This window comes from Acidihalobacter prosperus (genome assembly GCF_000754095.2).
Taxonomy (GTDB): domain Bacteria; phylum Pseudomonadota; class Gammaproteobacteria; order DSM-5130; family Acidihalobacteraceae; genus Acidihalobacter; species Acidihalobacter prosperus.
In genome coordinates this window covers 545,681-572,309 of sequence record NZ_JQSG02000001.1, presented here as the reverse complement: position 1 = coordinate 572,309, position 26,629 = coordinate 545,681, and the positions used below count along the sequence as shown (strand labels likewise).

General features: G+C 64.5%; 31 protein-coding genes. 13 read left to right on the top strand and 18 right to left on the bottom strand.

Annotated elements, in window-relative coordinates:
- Positions 1–2: 2 nt before the first annotated feature.
- From THPRO_RS02875 to THPRO_RS02830, 10 genes are all read right to left on the bottom strand, one after another.
- Positions 3–614: a fumarate hydratase C-terminal domain-containing protein gene (locus tag THPRO_RS02875; protein ID WP_038086546.1), complete on the bottom strand. Its 612-nt coding sequence runs from the start codon at positions 612–614 to the stop codon at positions 3–5.
- Between the two features lie 11 nt (positions 615–625).
- Positions 626–1,501, bottom strand: coding sequence for a fumarate hydratase (locus THPRO_RS02870; protein ID WP_038086543.1), 876 nt, complete (start codon positions 1,499–1,501; stop codon positions 626–628).
- A complete protein-coding gene (locus tag THPRO_RS02865; RefSeq protein WP_065089182.1) occupies positions 1,498–2,382 on the bottom strand; it encodes an ABC transporter permease in 885 nt (294 codons plus the stop codon). The genes THPRO_RS02870 and THPRO_RS02865 overlap by 4 nt, the downstream gene beginning before the upstream one ends.
- On the bottom strand, positions 2,372–3,235 hold the full coding sequence (locus THPRO_RS02860) for an ABC transporter ATP-binding protein (protein ID WP_201786919.1): 864 nt from the start codon (positions 3,233–3,235) through the stop codon (positions 2,372–2,374). The genes THPRO_RS02865 and THPRO_RS02860 overlap by 11 nt, the downstream gene beginning before the upstream one ends.
- Before the next feature lie 79 nt (positions 3,236–3,314).
- The gene (locus tag THPRO_RS02855; protein WP_201786918.1) at positions 3,315–4,346 is read right to left on the bottom strand and encodes an ABC transporter substrate-binding protein; all 1,032 of its coding nucleotides are present in this window, start codon (positions 4,344–4,346) and stop codon (positions 3,315–3,317) included.
- Between the two features lie 90 nt (positions 4,347–4,436).
- A complete protein-coding gene (locus THPRO_RS02850) occupies positions 4,437–4,781 on the bottom strand; it encodes a succinate dehydrogenase, cytochrome b556 subunit (RefSeq protein ID WP_038086540.1) in 345 nt (114 codons plus the stop codon).
- Positions 4,778–5,116, bottom strand: a complete 339-nt coding sequence (locus THPRO_RS02845; RefSeq protein ID WP_052063996.1) for a hypothetical protein — start codon at positions 5,114–5,116, stop codon at positions 4,778–4,780. The genes THPRO_RS02850 and THPRO_RS02845 overlap by 4 nt, the downstream gene beginning before the upstream one ends.
- Positions 5,113–5,835, bottom strand: a complete 723-nt coding sequence (locus tag THPRO_RS02840; RefSeq protein ID WP_145930672.1) for a succinate dehydrogenase/fumarate reductase iron-sulfur subunit — start codon at positions 5,833–5,835, stop codon at positions 5,113–5,115. The genes THPRO_RS02845 and THPRO_RS02840 overlap by 4 nt, the downstream gene beginning before the upstream one ends.
- Before the next feature lie 28 nt (positions 5,836–5,863).
- The gene (locus tag THPRO_RS02835) at positions 5,864–7,036 is read right to left on the bottom strand and encodes a UxaA family hydrolase (protein WP_038086537.1); all 1,173 of its coding nucleotides are present in this window, start codon (positions 7,034–7,036) and stop codon (positions 5,864–5,866) included.
- Positions 7,037–7,038: 2 nt separating this feature from the next.
- Entirely contained in the window at positions 7,039–7,323 is a 285-nt protein-coding gene (locus THPRO_RS02830) for an SAF domain-containing protein (RefSeq protein WP_038086533.1), read from the bottom strand.
- A 207-nt stretch (positions 7,324–7,530) separates the two neighbouring features.
- Here THPRO_RS02830 and THPRO_RS02825 point away from each other — a divergent pair, with 207 nt between their 5' ends.
- The 7 genes from THPRO_RS02825 (at position 7,531) to THPRO_RS02795 (ending at position 13,536) form a co-directional block, all read left to right on the top strand.
- On the top strand, positions 7,531–8,262 hold the full coding sequence (locus tag THPRO_RS02825) for a GntR family transcriptional regulator (protein WP_065089180.1): 732 nt from the start codon (positions 7,531–7,533) through the stop codon (positions 8,260–8,262).
- Positions 8,263–8,428: 166 nt separating this feature from the next.
- Entirely contained in the window at positions 8,429–8,824 is a 396-nt protein-coding gene (locus THPRO_RS02820) for a BufA1 family periplasmic bufferin-type metallophore (protein ID WP_052063993.1), read from the top strand.
- A gap of 10 nt (positions 8,825–8,834) precedes the next feature.
- Positions 8,835–9,707 carry an MNIO family bufferin maturase gene (bufB, locus tag THPRO_RS02815; protein ID WP_038086528.1) on the top strand — a complete coding sequence of 291 codons (873 nt, stop codon included), beginning with the start codon at positions 8,835–8,837 and terminating at the stop codon, positions 9,705–9,707.
- Positions 9,691–10,467 carry an HvfC/BufC N-terminal domain-containing protein gene (locus THPRO_RS02810; RefSeq protein ID WP_038086523.1) on the top strand — a complete coding sequence of 259 codons (777 nt, stop codon included), beginning with the start codon at positions 9,691–9,693 and terminating at the stop codon, positions 10,465–10,467. The genes bufB and THPRO_RS02810 overlap by 17 nt, the downstream gene beginning before the upstream one ends.
- Positions 10,464–10,952, top strand: a complete 489-nt coding sequence (locus THPRO_RS02805; protein WP_082954389.1) for a DoxX family protein — start codon at positions 10,464–10,466, stop codon at positions 10,950–10,952. The genes THPRO_RS02810 and THPRO_RS02805 overlap by 4 nt, the downstream gene beginning before the upstream one ends.
- The gene (locus tag THPRO_RS02800) at positions 10,949–12,505 is read left to right on the top strand and encodes a thioredoxin-like domain-containing protein (protein WP_082954388.1); all 1,557 of its coding nucleotides are present in this window, start codon (positions 10,949–10,951) and stop codon (positions 12,503–12,505) included. Before THPRO_RS02805 ends, THPRO_RS02800 begins: the two co-directional genes overlap by 4 nt.
- 116 nt (positions 12,506–12,621) lie before the next feature.
- Positions 12,622–13,536: a DMT family transporter gene (locus THPRO_RS02795; protein WP_038086520.1), complete on the top strand. Its 915-nt coding sequence runs from the start codon at positions 12,622–12,624 to the stop codon at positions 13,534–13,536.
- Between the two features lie 91 nt (positions 13,537–13,627).
- On the opposite strand, the gene THPRO_RS02790 is transcribed toward THPRO_RS02795, so the two are convergent.
- Complete coding sequence (locus THPRO_RS02790; RefSeq protein ID WP_065089179.1) at positions 13,628–14,557, bottom strand: YbgA family protein; 930 nt, start codon at positions 14,555–14,557, stop codon at positions 13,628–13,630.
- Positions 14,558–14,583: 26 nt separating this feature from the next.
- On the bottom strand, positions 14,584–15,141 hold the full coding sequence (gene folE, locus THPRO_RS02785; RefSeq protein WP_038086515.1) for a GTP cyclohydrolase I FolE: 558 nt from the start codon (positions 15,139–15,141) through the stop codon (positions 14,584–14,586).
- Positions 15,142–15,325: 184 nt separating this feature from the next.
- Between folE and THPRO_RS02780 the strand changes: the two genes are divergently transcribed.
- Complete coding sequence (locus tag THPRO_RS02780; RefSeq protein ID WP_038086513.1) at positions 15,326–15,631, top strand: hypothetical protein; 306 nt, start codon at positions 15,326–15,328, stop codon at positions 15,629–15,631.
- On the opposite strand, the gene THPRO_RS02775 is transcribed toward THPRO_RS02780, so the two are convergent.
- Positions 15,628–16,218 (bottom strand): NUDIX domain-containing protein, encoded by a 591-nt coding sequence (locus THPRO_RS02775; protein ID WP_038086510.1) that lies wholly within the window; start codon positions 16,216–16,218, stop codon positions 15,628–15,630. The two genes, THPRO_RS02780 and THPRO_RS02775, sit on opposite strands and share 4 nt — an antisense overlap.
- 87 nt (positions 16,219–16,305) lie before the next feature.
- Between THPRO_RS02775 and THPRO_RS02770 the strand changes: the two genes are divergently transcribed.
- On the top strand, positions 16,306–16,980 hold the full coding sequence (locus THPRO_RS02770) for a tyrosine-protein phosphatase (RefSeq protein ID WP_038086508.1): 675 nt from the start codon (positions 16,306–16,308) through the stop codon (positions 16,978–16,980).
- Positions 16,981–16,989: 9 nt separating this feature from the next.
- Here the strand turns inward: THPRO_RS02770 and THPRO_RS02765 are convergent, their stop codons facing one another.
- The 4 genes from THPRO_RS02765 to THPRO_RS02745 all read right to left on the bottom strand — a co-directional run bounded on the left by THPRO_RS02765 (position 16,990) and on the right by THPRO_RS02745 (position 21,317).
- Positions 16,990–17,904, bottom strand: coding sequence for an LpxL/LpxP family acyltransferase (locus THPRO_RS02765; protein WP_065089178.1), 915 nt, complete (start codon positions 17,902–17,904; stop codon positions 16,990–16,992).
- 91 nt (positions 17,905–17,995) lie between these two features.
- The gene (locus THPRO_RS02760; protein ID WP_038086505.1) at positions 17,996–18,628 is read right to left on the bottom strand and encodes a LysE family translocator; all 633 of its coding nucleotides are present in this window, start codon (positions 18,626–18,628) and stop codon (positions 17,996–17,998) included.
- Between the two features lie 40 nt (positions 18,629–18,668).
- Positions 18,669–20,417: a PAS domain-containing sensor histidine kinase gene (locus THPRO_RS02755; RefSeq protein WP_065089177.1), complete on the bottom strand. Its 1,749-nt coding sequence runs from the start codon at positions 20,415–20,417 to the stop codon at positions 18,669–18,671.
- A gap of 300 nt (positions 20,418–20,717) precedes the next feature.
- Positions 20,718–21,317 (bottom strand): helix-turn-helix domain-containing protein, encoded by a 600-nt coding sequence (locus THPRO_RS02745; RefSeq protein WP_236717235.1) that lies wholly within the window; start codon positions 21,315–21,317, stop codon positions 20,718–20,720.
- A gap of 103 nt (positions 21,318–21,420) precedes the next feature.
- Here THPRO_RS02745 and THPRO_RS02740 point away from each other — a divergent pair, with 103 nt between their 5' ends.
- Entirely contained in the window at positions 21,421–22,638 is a 1,218-nt protein-coding gene (locus THPRO_RS02740) for a benzoate/H(+) symporter BenE family transporter (RefSeq protein ID WP_065089175.1), read from the top strand.
- A gap of 138 nt (positions 22,639–22,776) precedes the next feature.
- Here the strand turns inward: THPRO_RS02740 and THPRO_RS02735 are convergent, their stop codons facing one another.
- Complete coding sequence (locus THPRO_RS02735; RefSeq protein ID WP_065089174.1) at positions 22,777–23,529, bottom strand: S24 family peptidase; 753 nt, start codon at positions 23,527–23,529, stop codon at positions 22,777–22,779.
- 111 nt (positions 23,530–23,640) lie between these two features.
- On the opposite strand from THPRO_RS02735, the gene THPRO_RS16190 reads away from it, so the two are divergent.
- The 3 genes from THPRO_RS16190 to THPRO_RS02725 all read left to right on the top strand — a co-directional run bounded on the left by THPRO_RS16190 (position 23,641) and on the right by THPRO_RS02725 (position 26,625).
- Complete coding sequence (locus THPRO_RS16190) at positions 23,641–23,904, top strand: helix-turn-helix domain-containing protein (RefSeq protein ID WP_082954386.1); 264 nt, start codon at positions 23,641–23,643, stop codon at positions 23,902–23,904.
- 130 nt (positions 23,905–24,034) lie between these two features.
- A complete protein-coding gene (locus tag THPRO_RS02730; protein WP_038086495.1) occupies positions 24,035–24,529 on the top strand; it encodes a hypothetical protein in 495 nt (164 codons plus the stop codon).
- Entirely contained in the window at positions 24,526–26,625 is a 2,100-nt protein-coding gene (locus THPRO_RS02725) for a DNA-binding protein (protein WP_065089173.1), read from the top strand. Before THPRO_RS02730 ends, THPRO_RS02725 begins: the two co-directional genes overlap by 4 nt.
- Positions 26,626–26,629: the final 4 nt, after the last annotated feature.

Sequence of the window (26,629 nt, the reverse complement as noted above, 5' to 3'; positions counted from 1 at the left end):
CCTCAAGTGTGAACTCCCATCGTGGCCAGCGCGGCCTCGCGCCGTGCCGCCGCGTCGTCGCGCACCTGGTCGTAAAGGCTGCCGCCGTGACTGTCCATGGCCACCATCAGCGGACCGAAGTCGCGTACGCGGAATCGCCACAGGCTTTCGGGATTGAGATCGTCCAGATCGACATCCTCGATCGCCTCGATCCAGGTGGTTTCCAGCGCGGCGGTGCCGCCGACGATGGCGAGGTAGACGCCGCCCAGTTCGGCGAAGGCCTGTAGCGAATCTCGCAGCAGGCCACCCTTGCCGATGATCATGCGTACGCCGTATTGACCGAGCAGTGGGCGCGTGAATCGTTCCATGCGCGCGCTGGTGGTGGTGCCGATGCAGACCGGCGCGTAGCCAGCGGGGTATTCGGGACAACGCGGCACGCGGCGCACGTTGGGCGCGGTATGTATGACGGCATGGCCGGCGAGGTCGAACCGGGTTTCCCGACCACGATCGAACAGATGGATCTGCGTGGCGTCGCGGATGCCGAACAGGCTGCCGCTCAGGGAGATCGTGTCGCACAGCCGCAGCGCCCTGATTTGCGCCTCGGGCACCGGCGTGTTCAGCTCGAAATGGGCCATATCGCTGCTCCTCAGAATCCGAATGCAATGCCGTCGGGGGTCAGGGTCGCGGAGGCGCGTCGCGCCGAGTGACACTGGATGTTGACCGCGACCGGATTGAGCGTGATGTGCGTGGCGGCCGTTTCGACGTGCACGGCAAAGGCGGTGGCATCCCCGCCAAGGCCCTGCGGACCAATACCCAGCGCGTTCACCGCCGCACCGAGTGCCTGTTCGAGGCGGGCGCCCTCCTCGTCCGCGCACGTACTGCCCAGCGGCCGCGTCGCCGCGACCTTGGCCAGATGCATGCACAGGTCCGAGGTGCCGCCGATGCCGACACCGACGATGGTCGGCGGACATACCTTGCCGCCCGCTTCCAGCACGCGGTCGATCACGAAGGTCTTGATCGCATCCACGCCCTCGGCCGGCAGGCACATGCGCAGCCAGGAACCGTTCTCCGAGCCGCTGCCCTTGGGGATCATCTCGATGCGCACCCGTTCGGGCGCGTCGTCAAAGTCGAAATGGATCACCGGCACTCGGCGGCCGGTGCTGGTGTGGTCGTTGAGTCGGGTGAGCGGGTGCACCACCGACGACCGCAGCGGATGCTCGTGGGTCGCGCGCCGGCAGCCGGTGGTGATGGCGTCCTTGATGTCCACGCCGTCGAACACCACGTCGCGTCCGATCAGGACGTTGTAGATCGGCAGTCCGGTGTCCTGGCAGAGCAGATTGCGGGTGTCCTCCGCGACCTCGATGTTGTGGATCATGGTGTCGAGCACGCGCCGCGCGCCGGCGTGACCCTCTTCCGCGCGCAGGCGCTCGATGCCCTGCTTGACGTCGTCCGGCAGCTGCTTGAGCGCGCGGATGTACAGCGCCCGCGCCATTTCCTCGACGGCCGCCGGATACAGGTTCATCGCTGCATGCCCCACTTGCGGACCGTATGCACCTCGATGGTCCTGAACACGATGCCCTCGACCAGCAGGCCGATCAGAATCACGGTCAGCAGGCCGGCGAACACCGCCGCGGTCTGCAGCTCGTTCTGGTTCTCGAAGATGTACCAGCCGATGCCGCCGGAGCTGGACGTGGCGCCGAACACCAGTTCGGCTGCGATTTCGGTGCGCCAGGCGAACATCCAGCCAATCTTCAGGCCCGACAGGATCGACGGAAACGCGGCCGGGATCAGCAGCCGGATCACATAGCGCCAGCCGCGCAGGCCGTAGTTCTTGCCGGCCATGCGCAGGGTTTCGCTCACCGACACGAAGCCGCTCAGCATGTTCACGGCCACGGCCCAGAGCACCGCGTGCACCAGCACGAACACGATGCTGCCTTGCCCCAGTCCGAACCAGATCAGCGCCAGTGGCAGCAGAGCGATCGCGGGCAGCGGGCTGAGCATTGCCGTCAGCGTGCTCAGCAGATCCTCGCCGAAACGCGTGAGCACGGCCGTGGTCGTCAGTATCAGCGCAATGAACACGCCGAGGCCGTACCCCATCAGCAGGGTGGCGACCGAATTCCACGCGCGCAGCAGCAACGGGCCGGATACCAGTGCCTGCCAGAAGGCCTCGATGGTGGCGCTGAAGGTCGGGAACAGCAGCGGGTTGTGCAGCCACATCGTGTAGCCCTGCCAGATCGCGGCCAGCAGCACGAGGATGAACAGACGGCGCACAATGGTGATGTCCTTGACCCGCTGCCACCACGACAGCGAGCGCGAAATCTCGCCGATTTCGCCCAGCGACTGCGGTTCGCGCTCGAATTCCTCGCGCACAGGCGGCGTATCGGTGACCGGTTTATGCGTCATGCGCCAGCCCCTTCTGCGGCCGGATGCCGGCGATGTGCGCGCTTTCGGCGAACAGCATGTCGTGGATGCGCTGCTGCAGCGCCTTGAATCCGTCGCAAGTCTGATTTTCGTGCGAGTACTCATGCGCATTGATTTCCGCCCGCACCTGGCCGGGATGCGGCGACAGGACCAGGATGCGCGTGCCCAGGATGATGGCCTCCTGGATCGAATGGGTGACGAACAGCACCGTGAAGTGCAGTTCGTCCCAGAGCTGCAGCAGCTCCTGCTGCATTTTCAGGCGCGTGAGCGCGTCCAGCGCCGCGAAGGGTTCGTCCATCAACAGGATGGCCGGCCCCATCGCCATGCCCCGCGCGATGGCGACGCGCTGTTTCATGCCGCCGGAAAGCGTATGCGGATAGGCGTCGCGGAATTTGGACAGATTGACCTTCTCGAGGAAGGTTTCCGCGCGTTCGCGGGCCTCCTCAGGGGTGTATTTGTGGCTGGTGACCATCGGAAACTCGATATTCTCGATCACTGTTTTCCAGGGCAGCAGCTGATCGAATTCCTGGAAGACCATCATGCGGTCGGGTCCCGGCCGATCGACCGCGACGCCGTTGATTTCGATGCGCCCGGAAACGGGCGACAGAAAGCCGCCGACGGCCTTGAGCAAGGTGGATTTGCCGCAGCCCGATGGCCCGAGCAGCACGAAGCGGTCGGCCGGGAACACCTGGAAGTCCACTTCGTAGGTGGCGGTCACGATCTGCCGCTTGGTCTTGTACTGCAGTGTGGTGTCGCACACGTTGAGCAGCGGTTGCGGGATTGCCGCACCGCCGATGCCGCCACGATCGCCACTCCTGTCCAGCATGGTTTCCATACGTCCCTCGTCATTCGGTTAGCGGGTCGTGCCGCCGGTCGCTTGGCGGCCGACGGCATTCGATCGAAACGGCCGAGGATCAGCTGCCCGGCTCGTTCCAGACGTTTTTGAAGAACACGTCCTTCCAGGATTTGGGCAGATGTTTGATGGAGCCGGTTTTGTACATGAAGTCGGCGTACTTCATGATGTTTTTCGGCGTGGTGGTGAATTCGTTTTCGGGGTTGGTGATGATCGAAACGATGAGTTTTTTCGGCAGCTTGGAATGCGCCTCTTCGATGTAGATTTGCGCGGCCTCCTCCGGATGTGCCTTGATGAACCGGTCCGCCGCCTGTAGCGCCTTGAACACCGCGTCGAACATCTTCGGATGCTCCTTGCGGTATTTCGCCGAGGCCCACAGGGTATTGAAGGTCGACTTGCCGCCGAGCACCTGATACGAACTCAGCACGGTGTGCACCTTCGGGTCGGCCAATTCCTCGACCGAATAAGGCGGCGAGGTGAAATGCGCGTCGATCTGGCCGCCGCCGCTGAGCAGCGCGGCCATGGCGTCGGGATGCTTCATCGAGACGGTGAGATGGTCGAGCTTGTCGTAATGCTTGTCGCCCCATTCCTTAGCCGCGGCCATCTGCAGCGTGATTGCCTGGATCGATACCTTGACCGCCGGCAGGGCGATGCGGTCCTTGTCGGTGAAATCGGCGATGCTGTGGACGTTCGGATTGGTGGTGTTGAGCAGGTTCGGCAGACTGTTGAGCGCGGCCACGCCGTGCACGTCGTAGATGCCCTGGGTCTTGTCCCAGATCTTGAGCAGCGGGCCCACGCCGCCGGAGGCGAAATCCAGATTGCCTGACAGCAGCGCCGCGTTCATGGCCGCGCCGCCGCCGAAGGTCGACCAGGTGATCTTGACGTCGTGAATGCCCGACTGCGCGGCGTATTTCTGGATCAGATGGTTGTGGCGCATGACCATCAGCGGCAGGTAGCCGACGCCATACTGCTGCGCGAAACGGACGGTTTCTGCCCCGGATGCGCCGCTCAGGCCCAGCGCGATGGCACCGGCCAAAAACGCCGCCCCCAGCCTGACGGCACGCATGTGCTTCTCCTTCCCATGCTTTTGCATCGCAACTCCTCCTTCTGGTAGTAGGGTCGGTGCTATCGCACTCTCTTCATCTGTAACCGTAGTCGTTTGCGGATCAAACGTCCGCGACGCTCAAAATGCCCTCAGGAGATAGCTCAGGGCGACCAGCACGGACGCGCCCACCGCCACGGAAATCGCGGTTTTCTGCCAATCGCGCCAGGGCAGAAACTCGATCGCCAGCAGGCGAAGCCCGCCGGCCAAATGCATCGACAGCAGCAGGGCCAACCCGCCCTCGCCGAAGCGGACCCAGGGATTGCTCGCCCAGTCCGGCGCATGCCCGCCTGCCGTGGACGCGACGACGCTGGCCAGCACCCAGAGATGAATGGGTAGGAACACACCAAGCAGCAGGCCTGACAGTCGGTGCACGATGAACGCCCGGTAGCTTGCGTGCCGGCGCAATCGGGTGCCGGCGCTCATGCGAACAGGTTCCAGACCGCACGCCATCCGAGGACGGCCAGCAGACAGGCGAATGTCCATGCGATGACGTTGACGCCGTCGCGGCGGATCGACGTCCATTCGATGAGTATGTCGCGCAGCCCGATCGGCACGTGCACGGCCGCGGCGGTGACGAAAATCCCGTACACGGCCAGCCAGGCCAGGCTGCCGCGCGTGCGCGCCAGGACATCAGCCGCCGAGAAGGTCTCGTTGGCCACGTAGATCAGGGTGGCCAGATGGATGGTGACGGTGATCGCCAGCAGGCCTGCGCTGATACGCTGCGCGAGCCACAGCCAGGCGTCGATGCGCGTCTTCACAACTCGCCTCGCAGCAATGCACCCGACACCGCGCGCTTGAGTCCGGCAATGCCGGCAGCAGGGTTCAGGCCCATCGGGCAATGTTTCAGGCAGCCCTGCTGACTGTGGCAGCTCAGACAGCCGCCTTCGGCCGCCACGGCGTGCAGATGCAGATCGCGATGTTCATCGCGTTCGTCGTTTACCAAGGTCCAGGCGCGGTTGAGGGCGGCGGGCCCGAGATAATCGGGTTTCCACGCCACCACGTCGCAGGCGGCATAACAGACCGCGCAGTTGATGCACTCGATGCCTTGATCGGCCTGACGCCGCCGCGGCGAATCCGGGCGCACGCGCGCAAAGGCGTCCTCGCGCGTGGCGGTGGAGATGAAGTAGCCCCGTGCCCGCCGCCACTTGACGAAAAAAGGCCGCATGTCCACGGCCAGATCCTTGATCACCGGCAGGTTGCGCAACGGCGCGATGCGCAGACGAAGATCAGACGCCACGCGGCGGACGTGGGTGCGACAGGTCCATCGCGGTACGCCGTTGACGCTCATCGCACAGGAGCCGCAAACGCCGACTCGGCAGGCGAAGCGGTAGGATAGGCTCGGATCGATGTGGCGCTGAACGTGAGTGACCACGTCCAGCACCGTCTGATTGTCGTGCCGAGGCACGCGATAGCCGACGAAGTCGCCGGCTTCGTTGCCGCGCCAGATCGATACCTCCAGCATGTCCGTTTCAGCCATGGCTCCGCCCCCTGCCGCGCCGTTCGCTTCAGGCGCTCCGATACAGCTTGGTGAGCACGAACTCGCGATGACCCAGGGCTTCGGCCGAGGTCGACCGCCCGTTGCAGGTGCGCAGCATCGTCTCGATCAAGGCGTCGCCGGCCTGATCCAAATTCATTTCACGGCGCAGGATGCCGGAAACGTCGAGATCGATATGTTCGGACATGGTGCGCACCGTGCGCGGATTGGCGCTGAGCTTGATAACGGGCTCGACCGGATTGCCGATGATGTTGCCCTGACCCGTAGTGAACAGATGCACCACGTAGCCCGCGGCGCACTGCAGGGTGATGCATTCGGCCGCCGCCGACGAGGTGTCCATGAAGTACAGGCCAGGTCCCTTGGCGGGCGTCTCGGCGGGCTCCAGCACGTCGATGAACGGTGTGTTCTTGCCGATCTTGGCCAGATTGCCGAAGGCCTTTTCCTCGATGGTGGAGAGACCGCCAGCGATGTTGCCCTTGGTCGGTTGCGATTCGGACAGATCGTCGGTCTTGTGGCGATTGATGAAGTCGTTGTAGTCGTTCCAGGTCTTGAGGAATTTGCGTCTGACCTCGTCATCGACCGCGCGTGCCGCGCAGACCTCCTCCGCGCCGGTCAGCTCCGATGTTTCGCCGAAACAGATGTTGGCGCCGAGCGGTACCAGCTTGTCGACCAGATTGCCCATGGTCGGGTTCGAGGCGAGGCCGGAGGTGGTGTCCGACTCGCCGCATTTCATCGATATCCACAGCTCGTCGATGCCGCAGCGCTCGCGCTGTTTTTCCGTCGCCCATTGCACCATCTCCTTGGCCGTGCGCGAGGCGCGCGCAATGGTGTTGATGTCGCCATGCTCCTCGATGGCGAAACCCTCGACCGGCTTGCCGGTCAGTCGGATGCCCTCGACCACGCGCTGGGTCCAGCCCGGCTCGATGCCGATCACCACCACCGCCGCCACGTTGGGATTGGAGCCGGTGCCGATCAGGGTGCGGAAATGTAGCTCCAGATCCGCGCCGAACTGCAGCCGTCCGTAGGGGTGCGGCAGCGCCATCGTGCCCTTGATGTTGTTCGCCACGGCCTCGCAGGCGGCGTTGGAAAGATCATCCAACGGCAGGATGACGACATGGTTGCGGACGCCGACTCGGCCATTTTCACGCCGGTAACCCATAAAGCTCAGATCGGAATTTGCCATCGTTACCACCGTTTCGTCTTGATGTTGTGCACGTGTACGTGATGCCCCTTGCCGATGCGCGCGACGGCCCGACCGATGTCGTGCTCGTATTCGATGATGGTGTCGTGCTCGTTCACGTCCACCAGTGCGATTTTGTGTCCAAGCGGGATGTCATCCTTGGCTTCGATGTTCAAGGTCGTGTCGTTTTCGAGCAGCCAGCCGGTCAGCGGCTGGCCGGCCTTGACGCCCTCCACCACGACCACGCCGACCCGGTCGGCCTTGTTGTGCACCAGAAAGTGGGTTGCCATGCCTGCTCCTCTTGTCGTTGCCGATCTCCGTTTTAAGTCTTATGTAGTATGTCCTATATAAGACATAATTCAGACTAGTCGGTGATATTCGTACCGTCAAGGCGTAAACTGCGCGGAGACGACGAGCGGTCGGACACGCATAAATGCCGACAGCAGCATGCCGCTGCCGGTTGATATGCAAGTGTTGGAGAACACACAGGAACCCCGATGGGACAAGCCAGCGGACCGGACTTCCGCCCTCTTTACAGCCAGATCAAGGCTCTGCTCACGGAACGCCTCGCCGCCGGCGAGTGGCCGCCCGGGCAGGCCTTGCCCAGCGAAACCGCACTGGCCCAGGAATACGGCGTTAGCCAGGGCACCTTGCGCAAGGCCTTGAACGAAATGGAGGCCGAGCGGCTGGTCGACCGGCGCCAAGGCAAGGGCACCTTCGCCGCCAAGCACAGCGCCGCACGCTCGCTGTTCCAGTTCTTCCTGCTGGTCGGGGAGAACGGCGAGCGGCAGCTGCCCGAAAGCCGTACCCTGGAATGTCTCGCCGGCAAGGCGGATCGTGACGAGCGGGACGCGCTTGAGCTAAAGGTCGGCGCGCCGGTGACGCGCATCATCCGGGTCCGCCATCTCCGCGAGCGGCCGGTCATATACGAGCGCATCACGGTCCCCGGCGAGCTGTTCCCCGACCTGCAGTGCGGCAAGGACGGCGAGGTCACCAATACGCTCTACGACATGTACGAGGCGCGTTACGGCGTGACCGTGGTGCGTGCGCGCGAGCGCCTGCGCGCGGTGGCCGCGGGCGAGAGCGAAGCGGGACTGCTCGGCCTGCCCGTCGGTTCGCCGTTGCTGGAGATCCATCGGGTAGCCTTCAATATCAGCAAACACCCGGTCGAACTGCGCATCAGCCGTTGCAGCACCGCCCATCACTACTATCTGAGCGAGCTGGACTGAGGCGCAGCCCGGCGCGTCCCCAGACCCGCCGCGGGGGCCCTGCCCTCGACAGCTTTCTGTAAGAACACCGCCCGGGCGGCGACTAAGCGTATGTCGACGGCGTGGCCTGCCCCAGCCTGGACCGGCCACGCGGCGACATCCATTCATCGCCGCTTGAGGAGCTTCCATGAGCACGCATCACAAACAGGTATTGAAAATGGCCGTTGCCGCCGTGTTCGCATCCGCCGCACTGACCACCTTCAATACCGCCTTTGCCGCCAGCGGCCCGAAGATGGTCAAATGCTTCGGCGTCAACGCGGCCCACCGCAATGACTGCAAGACCGCCACCGGCTCCTGCGCGGGCACCGATCCGAATGCCCGCGATCCGAATGCCTTCATTCTCGTGCCCCAGGGCGTTTGCGGCATGATCGCCGGCGGCACCACGCACCCCAGCAAGGTCGCCCTCAAACGCGAGCAGGCGTTTCATCACAAACTGATGGAGATGTCACCGGAAAAACGCATGCAGACCGAGCGGATGCTGCACATGAAGCAGGCCCGGCTGCACAAGGAGAGCGGCTCCTGAGCCGCGCCGCATGAACGCGCCCTCGTCCAACGCAGGCGCTCCGATCCCGGCGAAGGCCGGGGTTGGTCTGCGCGCCGAATACGAACGCGAAATCGTCGAGGCGGGCACGCAGGCCGCCTGGCTGGAAGCCCATAGCGAAAACTACTTCGGCCCCGGCGGACGCCCGCTGCGCAATCTGCGGGTGCTGGCCGAGCGCTATCCGATCAGTCTGCATGGCGTCGGGCTCGGTCTCGGCAATGCCGCGCCGCTGGATGACGATCATCTCGAGCGGTTGCGGCGCCTCGTCCGGCTCGTGCAGCCGGCGCTGATTTCCGAACACCTGTGCTGGAACGCCCATGCCGGTCAGCATTTTAACGATCTGTTGCCCCTGCCCTACACCGAGGAAGCCGTCGATCACGTCGCCGCTCGCGTCCGCCAGCTGCAGGATGCGCTGGGGCGCCGGATTTTGGTCGAAAACGTCTCCAGCTATCTCGAATTCGAGGATTCGCGACTGAGCGAGTGGGCATTCGTCAACGCGGTTGCCGAGCGCGCCGACTGCGGCATTCTGCTCGACGTCAACAATCTCTACGTCAACGCCTGCAACCACGGTTATTCGGCGCTCGATTTCGTGAACGCGGTCGATGCCGCGCGCGTGGGCGAAATCCACCTTGCCGGCCATACCCGGCGCATGCTTGACGACGGCCAGGTCATACTCATCGATACCCACGACCAGCCCGTGTGCGAGGCAGTCTGGCAGCTATATCGCGAGACCCTCGAACGGCTGGGGCCGCGCCCCACGCTCATCGAATGGGACGCCGATTTGCCGCCGCTGGCGGTGCTTGAGGCCGAAGCGGCGGTCGCCGAACGCCACCTTTCGGAGGTGCGCCATGCCCAAGTTGGCTGAATGCCAGGCGGCCTTTGCCGCCGCACTCACCGACCCCACGCGCGCGGGCTCGGTCGGCCTGCGCGACGGCGTGCTCGACCCGGCACGGCGCCTTGCCGTCTACCGCAACAATACCGCGATCACCCAGACAGAGGCGCTGGCCGGCATCTATCCCGCGGTGCAGCAACTGGTCGGCGAAGACTTCTTCGCCGCGCTGGCAGCGCATTACCGCGAGCACCACCCTTCCCGCAGCGGCGATTTGCGCGATTTCGGCGCCGAGCTGGCCGATTTCATCGCCCGCTTCGATGCGGCGGCCGGCCTGCCGTATCTGCCGGATGTCGCGAGACTCGAATGGGCCTGGCATTGCTGTTTCCATGCCGCCGAGGCACGCGCGCTGGACCCGGCCGGTCTAGCACGGATCGCCGCCGCCCGCGAGCCGGAGCTGTCGCTGATCCCCGCGGCGCGGCTTCTGCATTCACCTTACCCGGTGGCGGAAATCTGGGGCTTTGCCCTCGACCCGGAACGACGGCAGGGCACTCTCGATCTCGATACATTGCCACCGGCGCATCTGCTGGTCGCGCGGCCGGAGGACGAGGTCTACGTACTCGCGCTGGACCCGCCCGATCACCATTGGCTGAGCGGTCTTGCAGCCGGATCGAGCCTGTCCGACGCCCTGGCGGCAACGCTTGCGGCTCATCCCGGGTTCGACCTCGCCGAACGCCTGCCCGCGCTGCTCGAACTCGGCCTCTTCGTCGCACCCGACGCGGGAGAATCCTCATGATCCTCGACAAGTCCACCGCAGCCTACGCGCGCATCGCGCAGTGGCTCGACAAGGCGGCCCCGCTGGCCGATCTGCTGATCAGGCTCTGGGTCGCCGAGGTGTTCTGGCGCGCGGGCATGGTCAAGATTCAAAGCATGTATTCGACCCTCTACCTCTTCCGGTACGAGTACCACGTCCCGCTGCTGCCACCCGAAGTGGCAGCCTACCTCGCCACCGGCATCGAACTCGGTTTCCCGGTGCTGCTCGCGCTCGGTCTTTTCACGCGTTTCACGGCCGGCTTCCTGTTCGTCTATAACATAGTGGCCGTGATTTCCTACCCCGCGCTCTGGGCGACCGGATTCGTCGATCACAAGATCTGGGGCATCATGCTGTTGGCAACGCTGCTGCATGGCCCCGGCGCACTGTCGGTCGATGCGCTGTTGCGACGCTGGTGGTGCGGCAGCCCGAACCGTCCCCACTCGAACAAGCCGCACAACGCGCCATGACCGAAATCGCACCGATACACTCAATTGCCGTCCGTCGCCACGCACGCCGTTCGTCCGCGGTCTTGTGGATGGCGGCCACGCTCGCCGTGCTGGCGGCTCTGCTCGCCATCCGGCCGGCGAATGCTGCCGGCCCCGAATTTCCCGCGGGCGCGCCCTGGTTCAACGTCAGCCGGCCGCTGACCGCCGCCGACCTCAAGGGGCGTTTGGTGTTGCTGGATTTCTTTACGCCGGGCTGCATCAACTGCATCCACACCTTGCCCGGCACGGCAAGGCTGCAACGCGAATTTGGCGGCAGCCTGCTCGTGATCGGCGTCAATTCGCCCAAATTCAAGGCCTCGCAAGGTGTGGACGCCATTGACGGTTTCATCCGCCGCTATCATCTGGACCATCCCGTGGTCACCGATAAGCAGATGCGACTGTGGCGCCAGTACGGCGTATTCGCCTGGCCCACCTTCGTGCTGCTGGGGCCGGACGGCAAGGTCATCAACAAATTCATTGGCGAGGGCCAGTACGCCCATATTCGCAAGGCCGTGTTGCAGGCCCTGGCGGAGGCCCGCCGCGACGGCAGCCTGAACACCGCCCAATCGTTGCCGCTCAAGCCCCTGCCGGTACCGGATACGCCGCTGCTGCAGCCGGGCAAGGTCGCCGTGGACGCGCAATATGTCGCGGTTTCGGACACCGGGCACAATCGCATCGTCTTGTTCGACCGTGCTGGCAAAGTTGTCCGGGTCGTCGGTAATGGCAAGGCGGGGGCGGTTGACGGCCCGGCCGCTCGGACCAGTTTCGATAGCCCACAGGGACTCGCATTCGACGACAACGCCCTCTATGTCGCCGACACCGGCAACCAGCTGATCCGCCGGATCGATCTGAAGACCTTCGCTGTCACCACCGTGGCGGGCGACGGCCGCCAGGAATACGGCGTCGTGGGTATCCACCGGGCGCGCAGCGTGCCGCTCAATTCGCCCTGGGGGCTGGAGCGGATTGGCGACGAGTTGTATATCGCGATGGCGGGTGACCACCAGGTGTGGAAACTCGACCTGCGCACGCAGCGCATCGGCCCGGTCGCGGGCAGCGGTGCCGAAGGTATCGCCGACGGCCCGGCGGCACAGGCAAGCTTCGCGCAGAGCAGTGGCCTCGCCTACCACGGCGGCCGGCTGTACGTGGCCGACCCCGAGTCGTCCGCCGTGCGTGCCGTGCAGCTGGCGGATCTGCATGTGCGCACCTTGATCGGTCGCGGCCTGTTCGATTTCGGCCTCCGCAACGGCCCCGCGTCCAGCGCCCTGCTGCAGCATGATCAGGGGCTTGCGTATGCGAATGGCAGTTTGTACATCGCCGACACCTTCAACGACGCCATCCGCCGTCTGGATCTCCAGACGCAGACCGTGACCACGCTGGCCACCGGCCTCGCACAGCCCGGCGGCCTCGCGGTACTCGGGCCGCACGAGCTGATCGTGGCCGATACCAATGCCAACCGCCTGGTCGCGGTCGACACGCACAGCGGCAAGGTGACGCGCTGGCCCATTGCCGGCCTGCGCCCGCCGCCACTGCACTGAAGACCGTGCAGCCGCTCGGTGTCGGCCGTCCATGCCTGGACCGGTCGGGTGGCGATCCCGCGGCCGAACAGGTACGCTGCGCAGCCTGATCGGCAACGGCACGGCAACCTTTCCGCATGACACGTCATCCGAGCTTCGGTCTCCTCATCGCCCTCTGCGGCGCACTGGTCCTTACGCCCGACACCTTGTTCATGCGCTGGTCCGGAATGGGTGCGCTGGAAATGGTCGCCTGGCGCGGAATGCTGATGGGTTTCGTATTCATCGCCGCCTGGTTCGTCTTTCGGCGACGCGACTGGCGCAGCGACATGCGCGGACTCTTCTCGAGCGGCGGCCTGACCGTGGTGCTGTGCCAGTTCGCCGGCGCCATTCTGTTCAGCTTCGGCATCGCCGAGGCGCCGATCCCGATCGTCCTGTTCGGCGTTGCCACCGTGCCCGTGTTTTCCGCGATCCTTGCCTTCCTGCTGATGGGCGAGGACACGCACGCGTCCACATGGCTGGCCATGGTGATGGTCATGGGCGGGATCGGCATCGCCGTGCTCGGCGACGCGCCGGAGGCGGTGCTGGGTGGACGCGAGGCACTGATCGGTGCCGTCGCCGGACTGGCCGTGGCCTTGTGCGTCGCGCTCAACTTCGTCTCGCTGCGGCGCAATCCGGCGGTACCGATACTGCTCGCCAACGGCGGCGGCGCGCTACTTGCCGGTGCTATCTCGTTTGGCATGGTCGGTCCCGCCGCCGCATGGCATGGCCACCTATGGGCCGTTATCGTCACCGGTGTGCTCATCCTGCCGGTTTCATTTTTCCTGCTTTCCATGGCCACGCGATATACGGCGACCGCCAACGTCAGCCTGGTCATGCTCGTCGAAACGGTGCTCGGCCCTGCCTGGGTCTGGCTGGGTACGGGGCAAAAGCCTACCGCCGCCATGTTCGTCGGTGGCGCCGTCGTGGTCGGCACGCTGGCGCTCTACATCGGCTATTCGGACCGCCGCAAGCTGCGTGAAGCGCGCACGGCGGTCTGTTCTTCCGGCGCCTGATTGCCGCTGTCCAGAGGGGCGGCATTGACGCGCGGGCGTGCCGACCGCGCTTCAGAGACTCCGCGCGACCCCGCAGCTTCAAGGGCAGCACTTATACCAGGGCGATCGGGTCGAGGTAGAGCTGTCGTTCCAGATGTGCCTGGGGGTGGCGCCTCAGGTGATGGCGCAGGAGGGCGACGGCCACGGCCAGCGGAAGCTGTCCGTGGCGGCAGGCCTCGATGGTTTCGGTCAGCTCGGCGCGATCGGCGGCATCGATGCGGTCGCTGAAGTAGCCCGCCATGTGCTGCAGGGCGTTCGCATGCTCGCCTGGACTCGCGGGAGTCTTCATGGCCGACATGAAATATTCAATGTAATTTTCTGATAAATCATCAAAAGAATCCGTGCTTCCCGCCTGGGAAACCAATCGACCCAGGTGCCGGTAGGCGTTCTGAGCGTGCGCCATCAGCAGGTATTTGTGCCGGGTATGGAAATCGACGAGATCGCGTGGTTGCATGCCGGCGTCCGCCAGTTGCAGCCAGCGATGATAGGCCAGCGTGCGCCAGATGAAGTGCTGGCGCAGGCGCGGATCGTGCAGTTGAGTTTCCTCGGCAAGCGGCAGCAGGGGGGCGAGTCGCGAGAGGGCTGCGGCGAATCCGCCCCGGCCCTCGCGTATCGGCTTGGCGCCTGCGCGGTCGTGCACGCGGACGTCGTGCAAGCCGCAGCTCGGGGACGCCTGCTTGAGTACATAACCGGCCAGCGGGGCCTCCGTCTTAAGGCTGCGCGCGGCCTCTGCGGCCAGTTCATCGGTGACGTCGAGCGCCGGGTCATCGACCGCGACCACGCGTATGCGTTCGCCGAATCGGCGCAGATGTATGGGTGGCCGCGGGGTGCCCAGGCCGATGGCCGTCTCCGGACACAGCGGCACCCACTCGAATACCGAGGCCAACACCTCGCAAAGATAAGGATCGCGCTTGTGGCCGCCGTCATGGCGTACCGCATGACCGAGCAGGCAACTACTGATGCCGACACGGGGACGTGTCATCGCCGGCTCGCGCGGAGGACTCGCGATCAGCCGCGGATCAGGCGCAGGAATTCGGCGCGGGTGTCGGGGTTGCTGCGGAACTGTCCGAGCATCACCGAGGTGGTCATGCTGGAGTTCTGTTTCTCCACGCCGCGCATCATCATGCACAGGTGGCGCGCCTCGACCACCACGCCGACGCCGGTGGCCCCGGTGACCTCCTGTACGGCTTCGGCAATCTGCCGGGTCAGCCCTTCCTGGATCTGCAGCCGGCGCGCGAACATGTCTACGATGCGCGCGATCTTGGACAGGCCGAGCACCTTGCCTTGCGGCAGGTAGGCGACATGGGCCTTGCCGATGAACGGCAGCACGTGATGCTCGCACAGCGAGTACAGCTCGACGTCGCGCACCACCACCATCTCGTCCATGTCTGAGTCGAACAGGGCGCCGTTGACGACCTCGTCGAGGGTCTGGCGGTATCCGCGGGTCAGGAATTCGAAGGCCTTGGCGGCGCGTAGCGGGGTGTCGCGCAATCCGTCGCGTTCGAGCGGTTCGCCGGTGGTCGCGAGTATCTCCCGATAGCTCGCCTCCAGATCTGTCAGGCTCATGCTGGGTCTCCTGTGGACGGCGTCGTGCCGTCTTCCGCTCGTGTGATGGGCGCTGCCGCGCGCGGCTGGATTATACGCCGAGGTGTCGCATATGGGTGACGACCGGCGGCCTGGGCGCCGACGGCATACGTCGTTGCCTGCTACACTGCGGCTTGCCGATTTTCAGTCTCAAGGATTATGCCGCATGAGCAGCGCCAAGCCCCGTTGGCAGACGATTATCGAGAATCACACCCGCAATGCCGCAGGCACCGCCGAGCGCGAGGAACGCCTCGCCCGCTACGCGGCACGCGAAATGGCGCGGGCCGACCATCTGAGCAAGACCCTGGGCGAGGTGGTGGCGACCATCGACAGCAACCTCGGCAAGGATGCCGAGATGGATGAATTTCTCGGCAACATCAAGACCTACATCCTGCATAACATCAACACCGCGAATCAGGTCGCCTTCCGCGCCCAGCGGGAAGACAGCGATCCGGCCTCAAACACCCACTAGCGCCACTGCGCGCGCAAGCGCTCGCGATTGAGCGCCAGCCACTGCAAGGCGATGATGCTCATCGCATTGTCGATCAACCCGCGCCGCATCTGATCGATCGCCTCGTCGGCCGACATCAGGAAGGCCCGGATATCCTCGCCCTCCTCGGCCAGTCCATGGATGCCGCCCAGGCCGTCGCTGTCCATGCGTGCGGCAAACAGACTGACCCGTTCCGTGCTGCCCCCGGGGCTGGAGTAGTACTCGCAGATGGGCTCGATTTCGCGCAGCGTGCAGCCAGCCTCCTCCAGGGCTTCGCGGCGGGCCACCGCTTCCGGCTGTTCGCCTGGCTCGACCAGCCCGGCTACGATTTCCACCAGCCACGGGCCGTGCGGCGAATCGATGGCGCCAATACGGAACTGTTCGACCAGCAAGACCCGGTCGGACACCGGATCGTAGGGCAGTACCGCGGCCGCCTGCCCGCGGATCATCAGCTCACGGGTGATCGGTTGCCCCATGCCGCCGGCGAACAGGGCGTGACGCACACGGTATCGCACCAGTTCGTAGAAGCCCTTGAAACACTGGACCTTGTCGAGAATTTCCCATTTCATCCGCACATCGCCTCGTTGTCCGATAAATCGGGCCCGCCCGGGGGCGAGTTCACGTAAACTAGGCGGCCGACCAAGCACCGCAGAATCATGCCGGACCCGCAACCCACAACGCTCAGCCCGCGTCAGCGCCTGTGGGCATACTGGCACGCGCTGATCCACGAACACGGCTGGGTACGCATCCTGCTCACCACCAATTATCATCGCGTCGGCCAGCGCGCCTTCCGTTCGGGGCAGCTGCCGCCCTGGACGCTGGTCAGGCGCATCCGCCGCGACGGCCTGCGCACGGTGGTCAATCTGCGCGGGCCCATCGATACGCCGACGTTGGCCCTCGAACGCGAGCTGTGCGCACGCGAGGGCGTCAGGCATGTGGATGTGCGCCTGTTCTCGCGCGACACGCACCGCCCGGAAGCGCTGCTGGAGGTCAAGCGACTGCTCGCCGAGATCGAGTATCCCGCGCTGTTCCACTGCATGTCCGGGGCCGACCGCGCGGGTTTCATGGCGACGCTGTATCTGCATTGGATGGAAGGCGTGCCGCTGGACCGTACGCATCAGCTTCGGCTGTGGCCTTACTGGCATTATCGCCATGCCCGTACCGGTCTGCTCGATCACTTCTTCGAGCGCTACGAGGCCGCGCGACGGGTCAGCGGCATCAGCCTCGAAGCCTGGATCCGCAGCGAATATCGCCAGGAAGACATCCGTTCGAGTTTTCGCAGCAATCGTTGGTTCAACACCCTCGTCGACCGCATTCTGCGGCGCGAGTAGCCTCGTCGTTCAATACCAGCCGGCCTCCCCCGGCGGGCGGGTGCGGAACAGCTTCAGCGTCCAGAGGTAGTGGGCCGGATAGCGCGTGATCTGCGACTCCAGCGCCTCGTTCATGCGCCGTGCGTCCAGGGCGGCGTCGCCGCTGGGAAAGTCCGCCAGCGGCGGGTCGAGAATCACGCGATAGCGCGCCATCTCCGCATCGTAGACGGTCATCGTCGGCAGCACCACCGCGCCGCTGGCACCGGCCAGGCGGCCGATGATCGGCAGTGTCGCCTTGATCTGTCCGAACAGCGGCACGAACACCGAGCGTTCCGCACCGTAATCCTCGTCCGCCAGGTAATACAGCACGCCGCCGTCGCGCAGTGCGCGCAACAACCCGCGCAAGCCGGATTCCCGGGAGATCGGGGTGTTGCCGAAACGGCTGCGGCCGTGGTTGATCAGCCAGTCGGCCAGGACGTTGCCGAAGGGGTTGTAGGGGCCGGCCATCGGCACCTCCATCGCCAGCCGCGGCGGCGCGATGTCGAGTGCGGCGGTGTGCGCGACCATCAGAATGACCGGACGCCCGGCTGCACGTGCGCGCTTGAGATGATCGAGGCCCTCGATCGCCACTTCGCGCGCCAGGCGGCGACGGCCGCCGAACCAGGCGAGCGGGTAATCCCAAACCCCCTGCCCCATCAGCCGGAAATGCTCGCGCAGCAAGGCCTCGCGCGCAGCCGTATCCAGATCGGGCCGGCAGCGCTCCAGGTTGGTCAATGCCACGCGGCGCGGGGTGCGGTTGAAATGCCAGGCAAGTCCTCCCAGGGCGCGTCCGGCGGCGCGGCGCAGGCGCCTCGGCAGCAGCCAGTGGCCGAGCTGGATCAGCCCGACGAGCAGCCAGCCGGCCCAGTAGCGCGGCGCCAGCGGCGGCGGAGTGGATTCAGACACGCGGTTCCCGCGCGGCGGTAGCCGCGACGTGCACGGTAGCGATGGACATGGCGCGCGATGGTAGCACAGCGACCGCCGACATCAGCCAGGCTCAGCGCGGAACCACGAAAATCAGGCGCACGCCGACCAGTACCAGCAGGCCACCGAGAAGACGGCTAAGCCAGATTCGGAGGCGATGTCGCTGCCAGCCAGACCCCAATCGCGCGACGGTGATGGCCACGCCGAGATTCCACAGCGTGCCGGTCAGGTTGAACAACAGGCCGAGGAACAGGAAGGCCAAGGCCTTGTTCGGCGCGCCCGGCGTCACGAACTGAGGCAGAAACGCCAGGAAAAACAGAGCGACCTTGGGGTTGAGCGCATTGGTCAGACAACCGTGGGCGAACGCCCGCCACAGCCCCGCCGGTACGGCTGGCCGACCGCGCTCGGTGCCGCTCGGCGCCGGCGCATGCATCAGGTCGATGCCCATGTAGATGAGATAGGCGGCGCCGAGGATCTTGATCGCGGTGAAGGCGGTCGCGGACGCGGCGATCAGCGCGGACAGGCCGATGGCCGCGGCTGTCGTGTGTATCAGGCAGCCGGCGCCGACGCCGAGAGACGCCATTGCGCCGGCACGCCAGCCCTGTTGCAGGCTGCGGCCGCTGATGTACAGCGTGTCCGGCCCGGGCGTGGCGTTCAGCAGCAGGCCGGCAAGCATGAATAGTGCAAGATCGTGTGTACCGAACATCCAGGCTCCGGGTCGCGTGTATCCAGGCCGGTGCCGGACGTCAGGCCGTTTTGCGCGTGACGTCGGACAGCGGCAGGTCGAAGTGAAAGGTGGCGCCCTGCCCCGGGGTGCTCTCGAATCCGATGTTTCCGCCGTGTTTTTCCACGATCGCCTTGGAGATCGCCAGCCCGAGCCCGGTGCCGCCCCGCGCGCGGGTTTCTGAACTGTCCGCCTGCGAGAATTTTTCGAAGATGTGCGGCCGATAGCCGAGCGGCACGCCGGGGCCATGATCGCGCACGCTGACCCGTACCGTATGATCCACGCATTGCGTCGAGACGTTTACCCGGCTGCCCCGCGGCGAGTATTTGACCGCATTCGACAGCAGGTTGCTCATCACCTGGATCAGGCGGTGTTCGTCGCCGCGCACGTAAATCCCGTCCTCGGTCGCGGGCAGCCAAGCGAATTCGACCGCGAATTTTTCGGCATACGGCCGGTTGGCATCCAGGGCCTTGACGATCAAGGCATGCAGGTCGACCGCGTGCATTTGAAACTGCGTCTCGGCGAGCTGGATCTTGTTGATGTCGAGCAAATCATTGACCAGCAGTTCGAGGCGCTGGGTATTGTCGTAGGCGATGTTCGCCATGTCCTTGCCGTCCTGCGTGAGCGTACCCAGGCGGCCGCTCGCCAGCAGTCCCAGCGCGCCCTTGATGGAGGTCAGCGGCGTGCGCAGCTCGTGGCTGACCACGGCCACGAATTCGTCCTTCATGCGTTCGTTGCGCACGCGCTCGGTCACGTCGTTGAAAATCACCACGGCTCCCATCAGGACGCCTTCCTTGCGTATCGGTGTGGTCACGTAATCGACCGGGAAGCTGCTGCCATCCTTGCGCCAGAACATCTCGTTGCCGACGCGATGTACTTGGCCGTCCTCGAGCGCCTTGGACATGGGACATTCTGCCAGCGGATAAGAGGAGCCGTCGCTCCGGTGATGATGTACCAACTCGTGAAACGGCTGGCAGAGCAGTTCTTCGGCGGTGAAGCCGAGCATGTCGCAGGTGGCCGGATTGACGAAGCTTGTCCGGCCTTCGCGATCCAGTCCGTAAATGCCCTCGCCGGCGGAATCCAGCAACAGGCGCAGCTGGCTTTCGGTATCCGTCAGCGTCGCGGCCGTTTGGTTGATCTTCGCCGCGGCGAGCATCACGAAGACCATCAATGCCGCCGCCAGCACCACTGCCATGGTTGCCGTCGAGTAGGCATCGGACTGCCAGCCGCTTGCCGTCAGATAGGTGCCGGCGGTGATGATCAACAAGGGCACGACGAGCACGAAAGGCAAGGCCATCCGCGCGAACTGACTGCCGATGCCGGGGGCCACCAGCACTGCGTAGATGCCATTGCGTGTTCGACGTTCGAACAGCGAAAACACCAGCAGGGTCATGCATAACAAGGTCTGCGGCGATGTGCGGATGGCCGCAGACTGTCCGAAAAACGCGCTGGCATTGAACAGATAGCCGGCCAGAATCGTCAGCGCCATGATCAGCAGTATGCCCACGCATGCGTCGACGATACGGCTGGCGGCGCGCAGCGTTTGCCCCTGCAGGCTCAGCGCCAGCCCCATGATCAGAAAGAACAGCGCCGACTGGATCGACATCGGGCCGGGCACGCCGTCTGCATTGTGTGACATCAAGACGGTGTTCACCCACAGCGGCTGCCCGCTGGCGTGGCCGAGCAGGGCGAACAGCGTGAGCGCGACCACCAGCATGCCGGCCAGCGCCGCGTGGCGGCGATGGCGCCGCGCCAGGGCGATGCCGGCCACGCACAGCAGGACGGCCAGCGCGGGTAATTCCCAGGCCAGCAGGATGACGGCGGCTGTCAGCGCGGCCAGTATTAGGGCTAAGCGCCGTGCGGCCGACAGCAGGGCCGCCCGTCTGGAGGCGGCGGCCTGCGCGTGGACAGCACTGCGGTCGGAAGCGATTAGCGGGGCCCTCCCTGTTTTCGTAGCCGGAGCTGCCTCATAGCATAGCCAGTTCGCGTGGCGACAGTTTGTCCGACCGCGCAGGCAAGTCGCTCACGCATGCCGCCCGTTCCGTACGCACTGCGGCAAGTTCGGCCGACCTCAACCATCATGATGCGTGCCCGGCGCGTAATGGATGAGATTATGGAACACGGCGGGCATCTCCGCGGTATTGCGGTAGCCATGCGCCGCGTCGCCGGCAAAGCGCGCCGTATCCCCTGTCGACAGTGCCACCCAGCGGTCGTCGATCAGCAAGGACAATGTGCCTGCTAGCACCAGCACATGTTCGAGCACGCCGCTCTCGTGCGCCTCAGAGAGATGCGTGGCGGCCGGTGGCAAGGTCAGCTCGAACCATTCGAACCCCAAAGCGGCATCGAATGGGAACAGGGTTTTGATCTGCAGCTGCCCGTCCGACCAGACGGGCAGCGCTCCCTGGCGACCGATATCGGTGCCGGGTATACGTTCGGACGGAGCGATCAGACTCGATATCGAAAGCCCGAAACCGGTTGCGATTTTCCAAAGCGTCGCCAGCGTCGGGCTCGATTCCCCGCGCTCGATCTGACCCAGCATGGCCTTGCTGACTCCGGTCGCGGCAGCCGTCCGGTCCAGGCTCCAGCCACGTTTCCGGCGCAGGTTCCTGAGTCGTCCGGCGATCGCTTCGTGCGCCGCGTGCCCGCCGTCATCCGACATGGCTTGATTCATGCGCCGTCGCCCTCGTCGCAATCCATGTTGTGCGTGATAACGCACAATGTTAGGCTGAAATTGCTATGCGTCATAACGCACATCATCCTGCGAGGTTGCCGTCATGTCCAGACAGATCCGACGCTTGCTACCCGAGCTTTCACATGTCAGCGCCGGGTTTGTCGCCGTCATGGTCGGATTCGCCAGCTCGGTGGTCATCGTCATCCAGGCGGCGCAGGCGGCCGGGGCGAATCCGGCTGAGGTCGGCTCCTGGATTCTGGCGCTGGGTCTGGGCATGGGGGGCACCAGCATCGGGCTTTCGCTGTACTACCGCGAGCCGGTGTTCACCGCATGGTCGACGCCAGGTGCGGCGCTGTTGGTCACGGGGCTCGACGGCCTCAACCTTGGGGCGGCGACCGGCGCCTTCCTGTTCAGTGCGCTGCTGGTGGTGCTGGTCGGCGCCAGCGGCCTGTTCGAGCGCTTGATCCGGCACATTCCCCGCGCCCTCGCCGCGGCCCTGCTCGCGGGCATATTGCTACAGTTCGGCCTGCAGGCCTTTTCCGCGCTGCATCAGGATGTCGCCCTGGTCGCCGGGATGTTTTTCACCTATCTCGTCGGCAGGCGCTGGTTTCCCCGCTATGCCATCCCGTTGGTCCTCTGCGTCGGCCTGCTCGGCGTCGCGATCGGCGGGCAGCTGCACCCCGGCGCGCTGCATCTCGCACTGGCGCGGCCGCATTTCGTGTGGCCGAGCTTCTCGATCCCCGTGCTCGTGAGCGTGGGCATTCCGCTGTTCGTGGTGACCATGACCTCGCAGAATCTGCCCGGGTTCGCCGTATTGCGCGCCAACGCCTATCAGACGCCGATATCGCCGCTGCTGACCGTGACTGGTCTGGCCACGTTGCTGCTGGCGCCGTTCGGCGGCTTCGCATTCAATCTGTCGGCCATCACTGCCGCCATCTGCGTGGGCGAGGAAGCCGGTAGCGACCGAGGCAGGCGCTATCTGGCGACCGTCTCAGGCGGTATTTTCTACATCATCGCGGGCCTGTTCGGGGCGACCATCGCGGGGCTGTTTGCCGCCCTGCCGCACGCCTTCGTGTACGCGCTCGCGGGTTTCGCCCTGCTTGGCACGCTCGGTCACGGTCTTCATGTTGCGCTCGGCGACGATCGCGATCGAGAGGCGGCCCTGGTGACCTTTCTGGTCACCGCATCGGGACTGACGCTGTTCGGAGTCGGAGCGGCCTTCTGGGGGCTGGTTGCCGGTCTGTGCACGCAAGGGTTCATGCGGGCCCGGTCGTCGCGCACGTGTGACCTTGTGGGATGTTTGGCGCACACAAAGGATTAGGGAAGAACCGCGATGAAGCGGGACAAACAAGGATTGGCGCGGGTTTGAGGCATATTTTAGGCTCGTTTGACGGCGCGGGGCCGGAAAAGGGATTTTGCACGGCGCGCCATCAAACGGGGCCGTTTTGCGGGTTGTTTGTCACACTCGGCGCCCGGTCCAAACGACACGCCCGATGATGGCCAGATCATCTGCACCATTATCAAGCGCCAGCTCGAATGGCTGATAAGCCTGGTTATCGCTCGACACCTTCACGCGGCGCCCAGGAAGGCGCTGTAAGCGTTTCACGAGCAGCGAACTATCCATGCGCATTACATAGATGCCATCGTGGGGCACATCGGCTGCAGCGCGACGATCTATGAGGATCACGTCGCCGGCTCTAAGCGTTGGCTCCATCGACTCGCCGGACACATAGATAAGATACAAATCCGATGCCGAAGCGCCAAGTTCTCGGTGCAGCCAAGTTCGCTTAAATGCCAAATAATCAACGACTTTTTCTAGCTCAACCATTGAGCCATGCCCTGCCGCTGCCCGAACATCATAAAGCGGCACAAGAGCGAAATCTCCTGATTCTGAATAACTAGGGACATCCTCTCTAACAGTAAATGTAGAGTCAGGCATCCCTTTCACATAGCCCTCAACGGACCCTTTCCCAGTGGCCAGCCATTCAACTGAAACGCCTGCGGCCTCAGCGATCGCTATGAGGTGCGGCCTGCCCGGCTCTCGCCCACTGAAGTAAGGCCGGATAGTGCTTTGGGCAATCCCGGCAGCCTTAGCTAACGCAGATGGGTTGCCTACCAATTCCGCGCAGAAGTTCATTCGCGCAGAAAAGCTATTTTCAAGCTCTATTCCGTAACTTGAAAGTAGACTTTCAAGTTTCTTGACGTCTTTCATGGCACGTATCTCTTTGTAATAAGAGAAAAAACGCCCTATAAGGTCGTTTACTAAACTTGAAAGAGCTATTTGTGCTTGCTCATAAAGCCTAATAGGGCTATCTTTAAGCCCATGAGCACTTCCAAGCGGTCAAAAAAAGCAGCCCAATTGGACTGGCACCCTGCAGATGTGGTGGCTGCCCTGCGAAAGGCTGGCTGGAGCCTGAGAAGGCTTTCAACACATCACGGTTACGCACCCACCTCTCTCAAGGAAGCGCTCCATAAACGCTGGCCCAAAGCCGAGCGGCTGATCGCCGATGCGATCGGCAAGCAGCCGGCTCAGATATGGCCAAGCCGTTACCCGAATCATAACGCACGCCAATCGAAGGCGGCATAAGCGACGAGTTCAGGAGACAGGGCATGTTCGTTCACCTCCACATCAATGTCGTCAGCCTATCGCGCGCTGTTTCGCTCAACCAGAGCAGGCAGCGCTTCTTTTTGGATGCCCTCCCTACGAGGCGTTTCCAATGAAGGCGCTGAACTGGAAACGAGTCCGCGCCAAGAGCCAGCCGGCAGCGATCCGGCTATGCCTCGACTTCGCCATCGCGCATCACAACCGATCCGTCGCGCGCGTCGCCGAGCTGATGGGCACATCCGAATGGGCGATCTACAAATGGATGGCGAAAGGTTCGATGCCGTCCGACCGTATCCGCCCCTTCGAGTACGCCTGCGATCCGCAAGGCCGCGCGACTTATCTGACGCAATACATCGCCGCTGGTTCCAACAAGCTCCTGATCGATATCCCGCGCGGCAAAGGCTCGACCGAGCAGGAAGTCGGCGACCTGCAGCTGGCTTCGGCCGAAGCCATGTCGCTACTGATGAAGTTCTACCGCGGCGAAGCATCGCCCGAGGATACATCCGATGCCCTGACCGAGCTGCTCAGCAAGCTCGCCTGGCATCGCGAAAACGTTGAGCGCTCGGCGCAGCCCGAACTGGCGCTGTTCGAGGACGACGACGAATGACAGACAGCTGGTACAGCGCGGCGGAGTTGCGCGGACTTGCTGGCCTCCCTGGCACGGTTCAGGGCATCAACACGCGCGCCAGATCAGAAGGTTGGAAGACGCGCAAACGTGAAGGCCGAGGCGGCGGCAAGGAATACGCGATCGCCTCACTGCCGCCGGCAGCGCGCATGCAGCTCGTCGCCCGCGATAGCACCGCCGAACCGAATCAGAAAACGACCGCGATCGCCGTCAAACGCACTGCTGCAATCACCGACGAGCAGCGCGGAATCGCTCAGGCGCGTGTGCGCCTCATCCGCCTGATCGAACGCTCGCTGTCCGAGCAGACCTACAACAGCCTGACCAGCGCCTGCAGAGGCTTGGCCGATCTGTTGAGCCACCGCGCCGCGCAGGATCTGATCGAGGTCGCCCGCGTCGCCAACGATCACCAGAAGGACGGCCACCGCATCAGCGCCCGCACCCTGCTGCGCTGGTATGGCCAGCATCAGACGTTCGGCGAGGCTGGTCTCGTGCCCGGTCGGCGCCAGAAAGACATGGCGGTTCCACCCTGGGCGCCTGCATTCCTGAAATTCTACCAGCGCCCGACCAAGCCCAGCGTCGAGGATGCCTACCGGCAGTTCGTTGCAGCTGCTGCAGCCGATGAGGTGCCGAGCATCCACCAGGTGCGCAGATTCCTGAGCAAGCTGTCCGTCGATGCCCGCGAGAAAGGCCGCATGGGGCCGCGCGAGATCATCAAGAAACTGCCGTTCAAGCGCCGCAAATTCGAGGATCTGCTGCCGAACGATGTCTGGACGGCCGACGGCCATACCTTCGACGCCGAAGTGCAACATCCCTTCTACACCGGGAAGGCTTTCCGTCCCGAGATCACCACATACCTGGACATTCGCACGCGCCGCATCGTCGGCTGGTCGGTCGAGCTGGCGGAGAGCGCCGTGGCCGTCCTCGACGCCCTGCGTTATGGCGTAAAGGACAGCGGCATCCCCGCCGTGCTGTATGTCGACAACGGCAAAGGCTACGACAACGAGGCCGTCGCCGGCGTGCTCGAGCAGCTGGGCGTGGTGTTCACCACATCGCTGCCCTATCGCTCACAGGCACGCGGTGCCATCGAGCGCGTGCATCGCATCTATGTGGATCTCGCCAAGCGGTTGCCGACCTATATCGGCGCCGACATGGACCCGGAAGCCTCGACCAAGATCCACAAGCTGACGCGCGCGGATCTGCAGGGCAAAGGCCACAGCGCCGCCCTCATCACCTGGGACCGTTTCGTCGCCGAGATCGAGCGCACCGTCGCCGAGTACAACGCGCGCATTCACAGCAGTCTGCACGGGCTGTCGCCGGCCGATCTCTGGCAGCACGCGACCGACCAGGGCTGGACGCCCGAAACCCTCGACCCGGAAATGCTCGACCACACCCTGCGCCCGCGCACACTTCGCACCGTCCAGCGCGGCGAGGTGCGCCTCTGGAATCGCCGCTACTTCGCCCTGGCGCTCGGCGCCTACGACGCCGGCACGCAGGTCCAGGTCGGCTACGACGTCCGCGACGACTCGCGGGTGTGGGTTCACGACCTGGAGGGCCGCTTGCTGGCGGTCGCCGAGAAAGACGGCAATGCGACGCCCTACATGCCCGACAGCTTCCTGGCCGATGCCCGCGCCAAGCGCGAGCAGGCTCAGGTCACGCGCCTGGCTCAGAAGATCGAGGCCAAAACCGGCCAGAAGGTCACCCACATCGAGCTGGAGCACCAGCGTGGCGTGACGCTCGACCAGGTGCTGCGTCCCGAGATCCCGGCTCAGCCGGAGCCGGTGCAGCGCGAAGACGTGGCCGAGCTGCAGCGCACGCAGGCGCAGGTCGTCGAGCTGATGCGCGAGAGCGAGATCTATCGCGAGACGGACGACCGCCGCATCCATGCCCACTGGCTGCGCATCGAGGCGCGGATCGATGCCGGCGACGACGTCAGCACAACGGATCGTGAAGGGCTCGCCATCTATCGCCGCAGTCCGCAGCACCAGGCGATGAGCGATCTCTTCGAGAGTTTTGGCCTGACCGAGGCGAATTTCCCGCCCCGGCAGGCCAAAAAAGAGCCCGGCGGCAACCGGGCATAAGTTT

Bases quoted from the DNA above. Each gene is read 5' to 3' on its own strand.
- THPRO_RS02875 (WP_038086546.1), bottom strand. From the start codon at position 614: ATGGCCCATTTCGAGCTGAACACGCCGGTGCCCGAGGCGCAAATCAGG.
- THPRO_RS02870 (WP_038086543.1), bottom strand. From the start codon at position 1,501: ATGAACCTGTATCCGGCGGCCGTCGAGGAAATGGCGCGGGCGCTGTAC.
- THPRO_RS02865 (WP_065089182.1), bottom strand. From the start codon at position 2,382: ATGACGCATAAACCGGTCACCGATACGCCGCCTGTGCGCGAGGAATTC.
- THPRO_RS02860 (WP_201786919.1), bottom strand. From the start codon at position 3,235: ATGGAAACCATGCTGGACAGGAGTGGCGATCGTGGCGGCATCGGCGGT.
- THPRO_RS02855 (WP_201786918.1), bottom strand. From the start codon at position 4,346: ATGCAAAAGCATGGGAAGGAGAAGCACATGCGTGCCGTCAGGCTGGGG.
- THPRO_RS02850 (WP_038086540.1), bottom strand. From the start codon at position 4,781: ATGAGCGCCGGCACCCGATTGCGCCGGCACGCAAGCTACCGGGCGTTC.
- THPRO_RS02840 (WP_145930672.1), bottom strand. From the start codon at position 5,835: ATGGCTGAAACGGACATGCTGGAGGTATCGATCTGGCGCGGCAACGAA.
- THPRO_RS02835 (WP_038086537.1), bottom strand. From the start codon at position 7,036: ATGGCAAATTCCGATCTGAGCTTTATGGGTTACCGGCGTGAAAATGGC.
- THPRO_RS02830 (WP_038086533.1), bottom strand. From the start codon at position 7,323: ATGGCAACCCACTTTCTGGTGCACAACAAGGCCGACCGGGTCGGCGTG.
- THPRO_RS02825 (WP_065089180.1), top strand. From the start codon at position 7,531: ATGGGACAAGCCAGCGGACCGGACTTCCGCCCTCTTTACAGCCAGATC.
- THPRO_RS02820 (WP_052063993.1), top strand. From the start codon at position 8,429: ATGAGCACGCATCACAAACAGGTATTGAAAATGGCCGTTGCCGCCGTG.
- bufB (WP_038086528.1), top strand. From the start codon at position 8,835: ATGAACGCGCCCTCGTCCAACGCAGGCGCTCCGATCCCGGCGAAGGCC.
- THPRO_RS02810 (WP_038086523.1), top strand. From the start codon at position 9,691: ATGCCCAAGTTGGCTGAATGCCAGGCGGCCTTTGCCGCCGCACTCACC.
- THPRO_RS02805 (WP_082954389.1), top strand. From the start codon at position 10,464: ATGATCCTCGACAAGTCCACCGCAGCCTACGCGCGCATCGCGCAGTGG.
- THPRO_RS02800 (WP_082954388.1), top strand. From the start codon at position 10,949: ATGACCGAAATCGCACCGATACACTCAATTGCCGTCCGTCGCCACGCA.
- THPRO_RS02795 (WP_038086520.1), top strand. From the start codon at position 12,622: ATGACACGTCATCCGAGCTTCGGTCTCCTCATCGCCCTCTGCGGCGCA.
- THPRO_RS02790 (WP_065089179.1), bottom strand. From the start codon at position 14,557: ATGACACGTCCCCGTGTCGGCATCAGTAGTTGCCTGCTCGGTCATGCG.
- folE (WP_038086515.1), bottom strand. From the start codon at position 15,141: ATGAGCCTGACAGATCTGGAGGCGAGCTATCGGGAGATACTCGCGACC.
- THPRO_RS02780 (WP_038086513.1), top strand. From the start codon at position 15,326: ATGAGCAGCGCCAAGCCCCGTTGGCAGACGATTATCGAGAATCACACC.
- THPRO_RS02775 (WP_038086510.1), bottom strand. From the start codon at position 16,218: ATGAAATGGGAAATTCTCGACAAGGTCCAGTGTTTCAAGGGCTTCTAC.
- THPRO_RS02770 (WP_038086508.1), top strand. From the start codon at position 16,306: ATGCCGGACCCGCAACCCACAACGCTCAGCCCGCGTCAGCGCCTGTGG.
- THPRO_RS02760 (WP_038086505.1), bottom strand. From the start codon at position 18,628: ATGTTCGGTACACACGATCTTGCACTATTCATGCTTGCCGGCCTGCTG.
- THPRO_RS02745 (WP_236717235.1), bottom strand. From the start codon at position 21,317: ATGAATCAAGCCATGTCGGATGACGGCGGGCACGCGGCGCACGAAGCG.
- THPRO_RS02740 (WP_065089175.1), top strand. From the start codon at position 21,421: ATGTCCAGACAGATCCGACGCTTGCTACCCGAGCTTTCACATGTCAGC.
- THPRO_RS02735 (WP_065089174.1), bottom strand. From the start codon at position 23,529: ATGAAAGACGTCAAGAAACTTGAAAGTCTACTTTCAAGTTACGGAATA.
- THPRO_RS16190 (WP_082954386.1), top strand. From the start codon at position 23,641: ATGAGCACTTCCAAGCGGTCAAAAAAAGCAGCCCAATTGGACTGGCAC.
- THPRO_RS02730 (WP_038086495.1), top strand. From the start codon at position 24,035: ATGAAGGCGCTGAACTGGAAACGAGTCCGCGCCAAGAGCCAGCCGGCA.
- THPRO_RS02725 (WP_065089173.1), top strand. From the start codon at position 24,526: ATGACAGACAGCTGGTACAGCGCGGCGGAGTTGCGCGGACTTGCTGGC.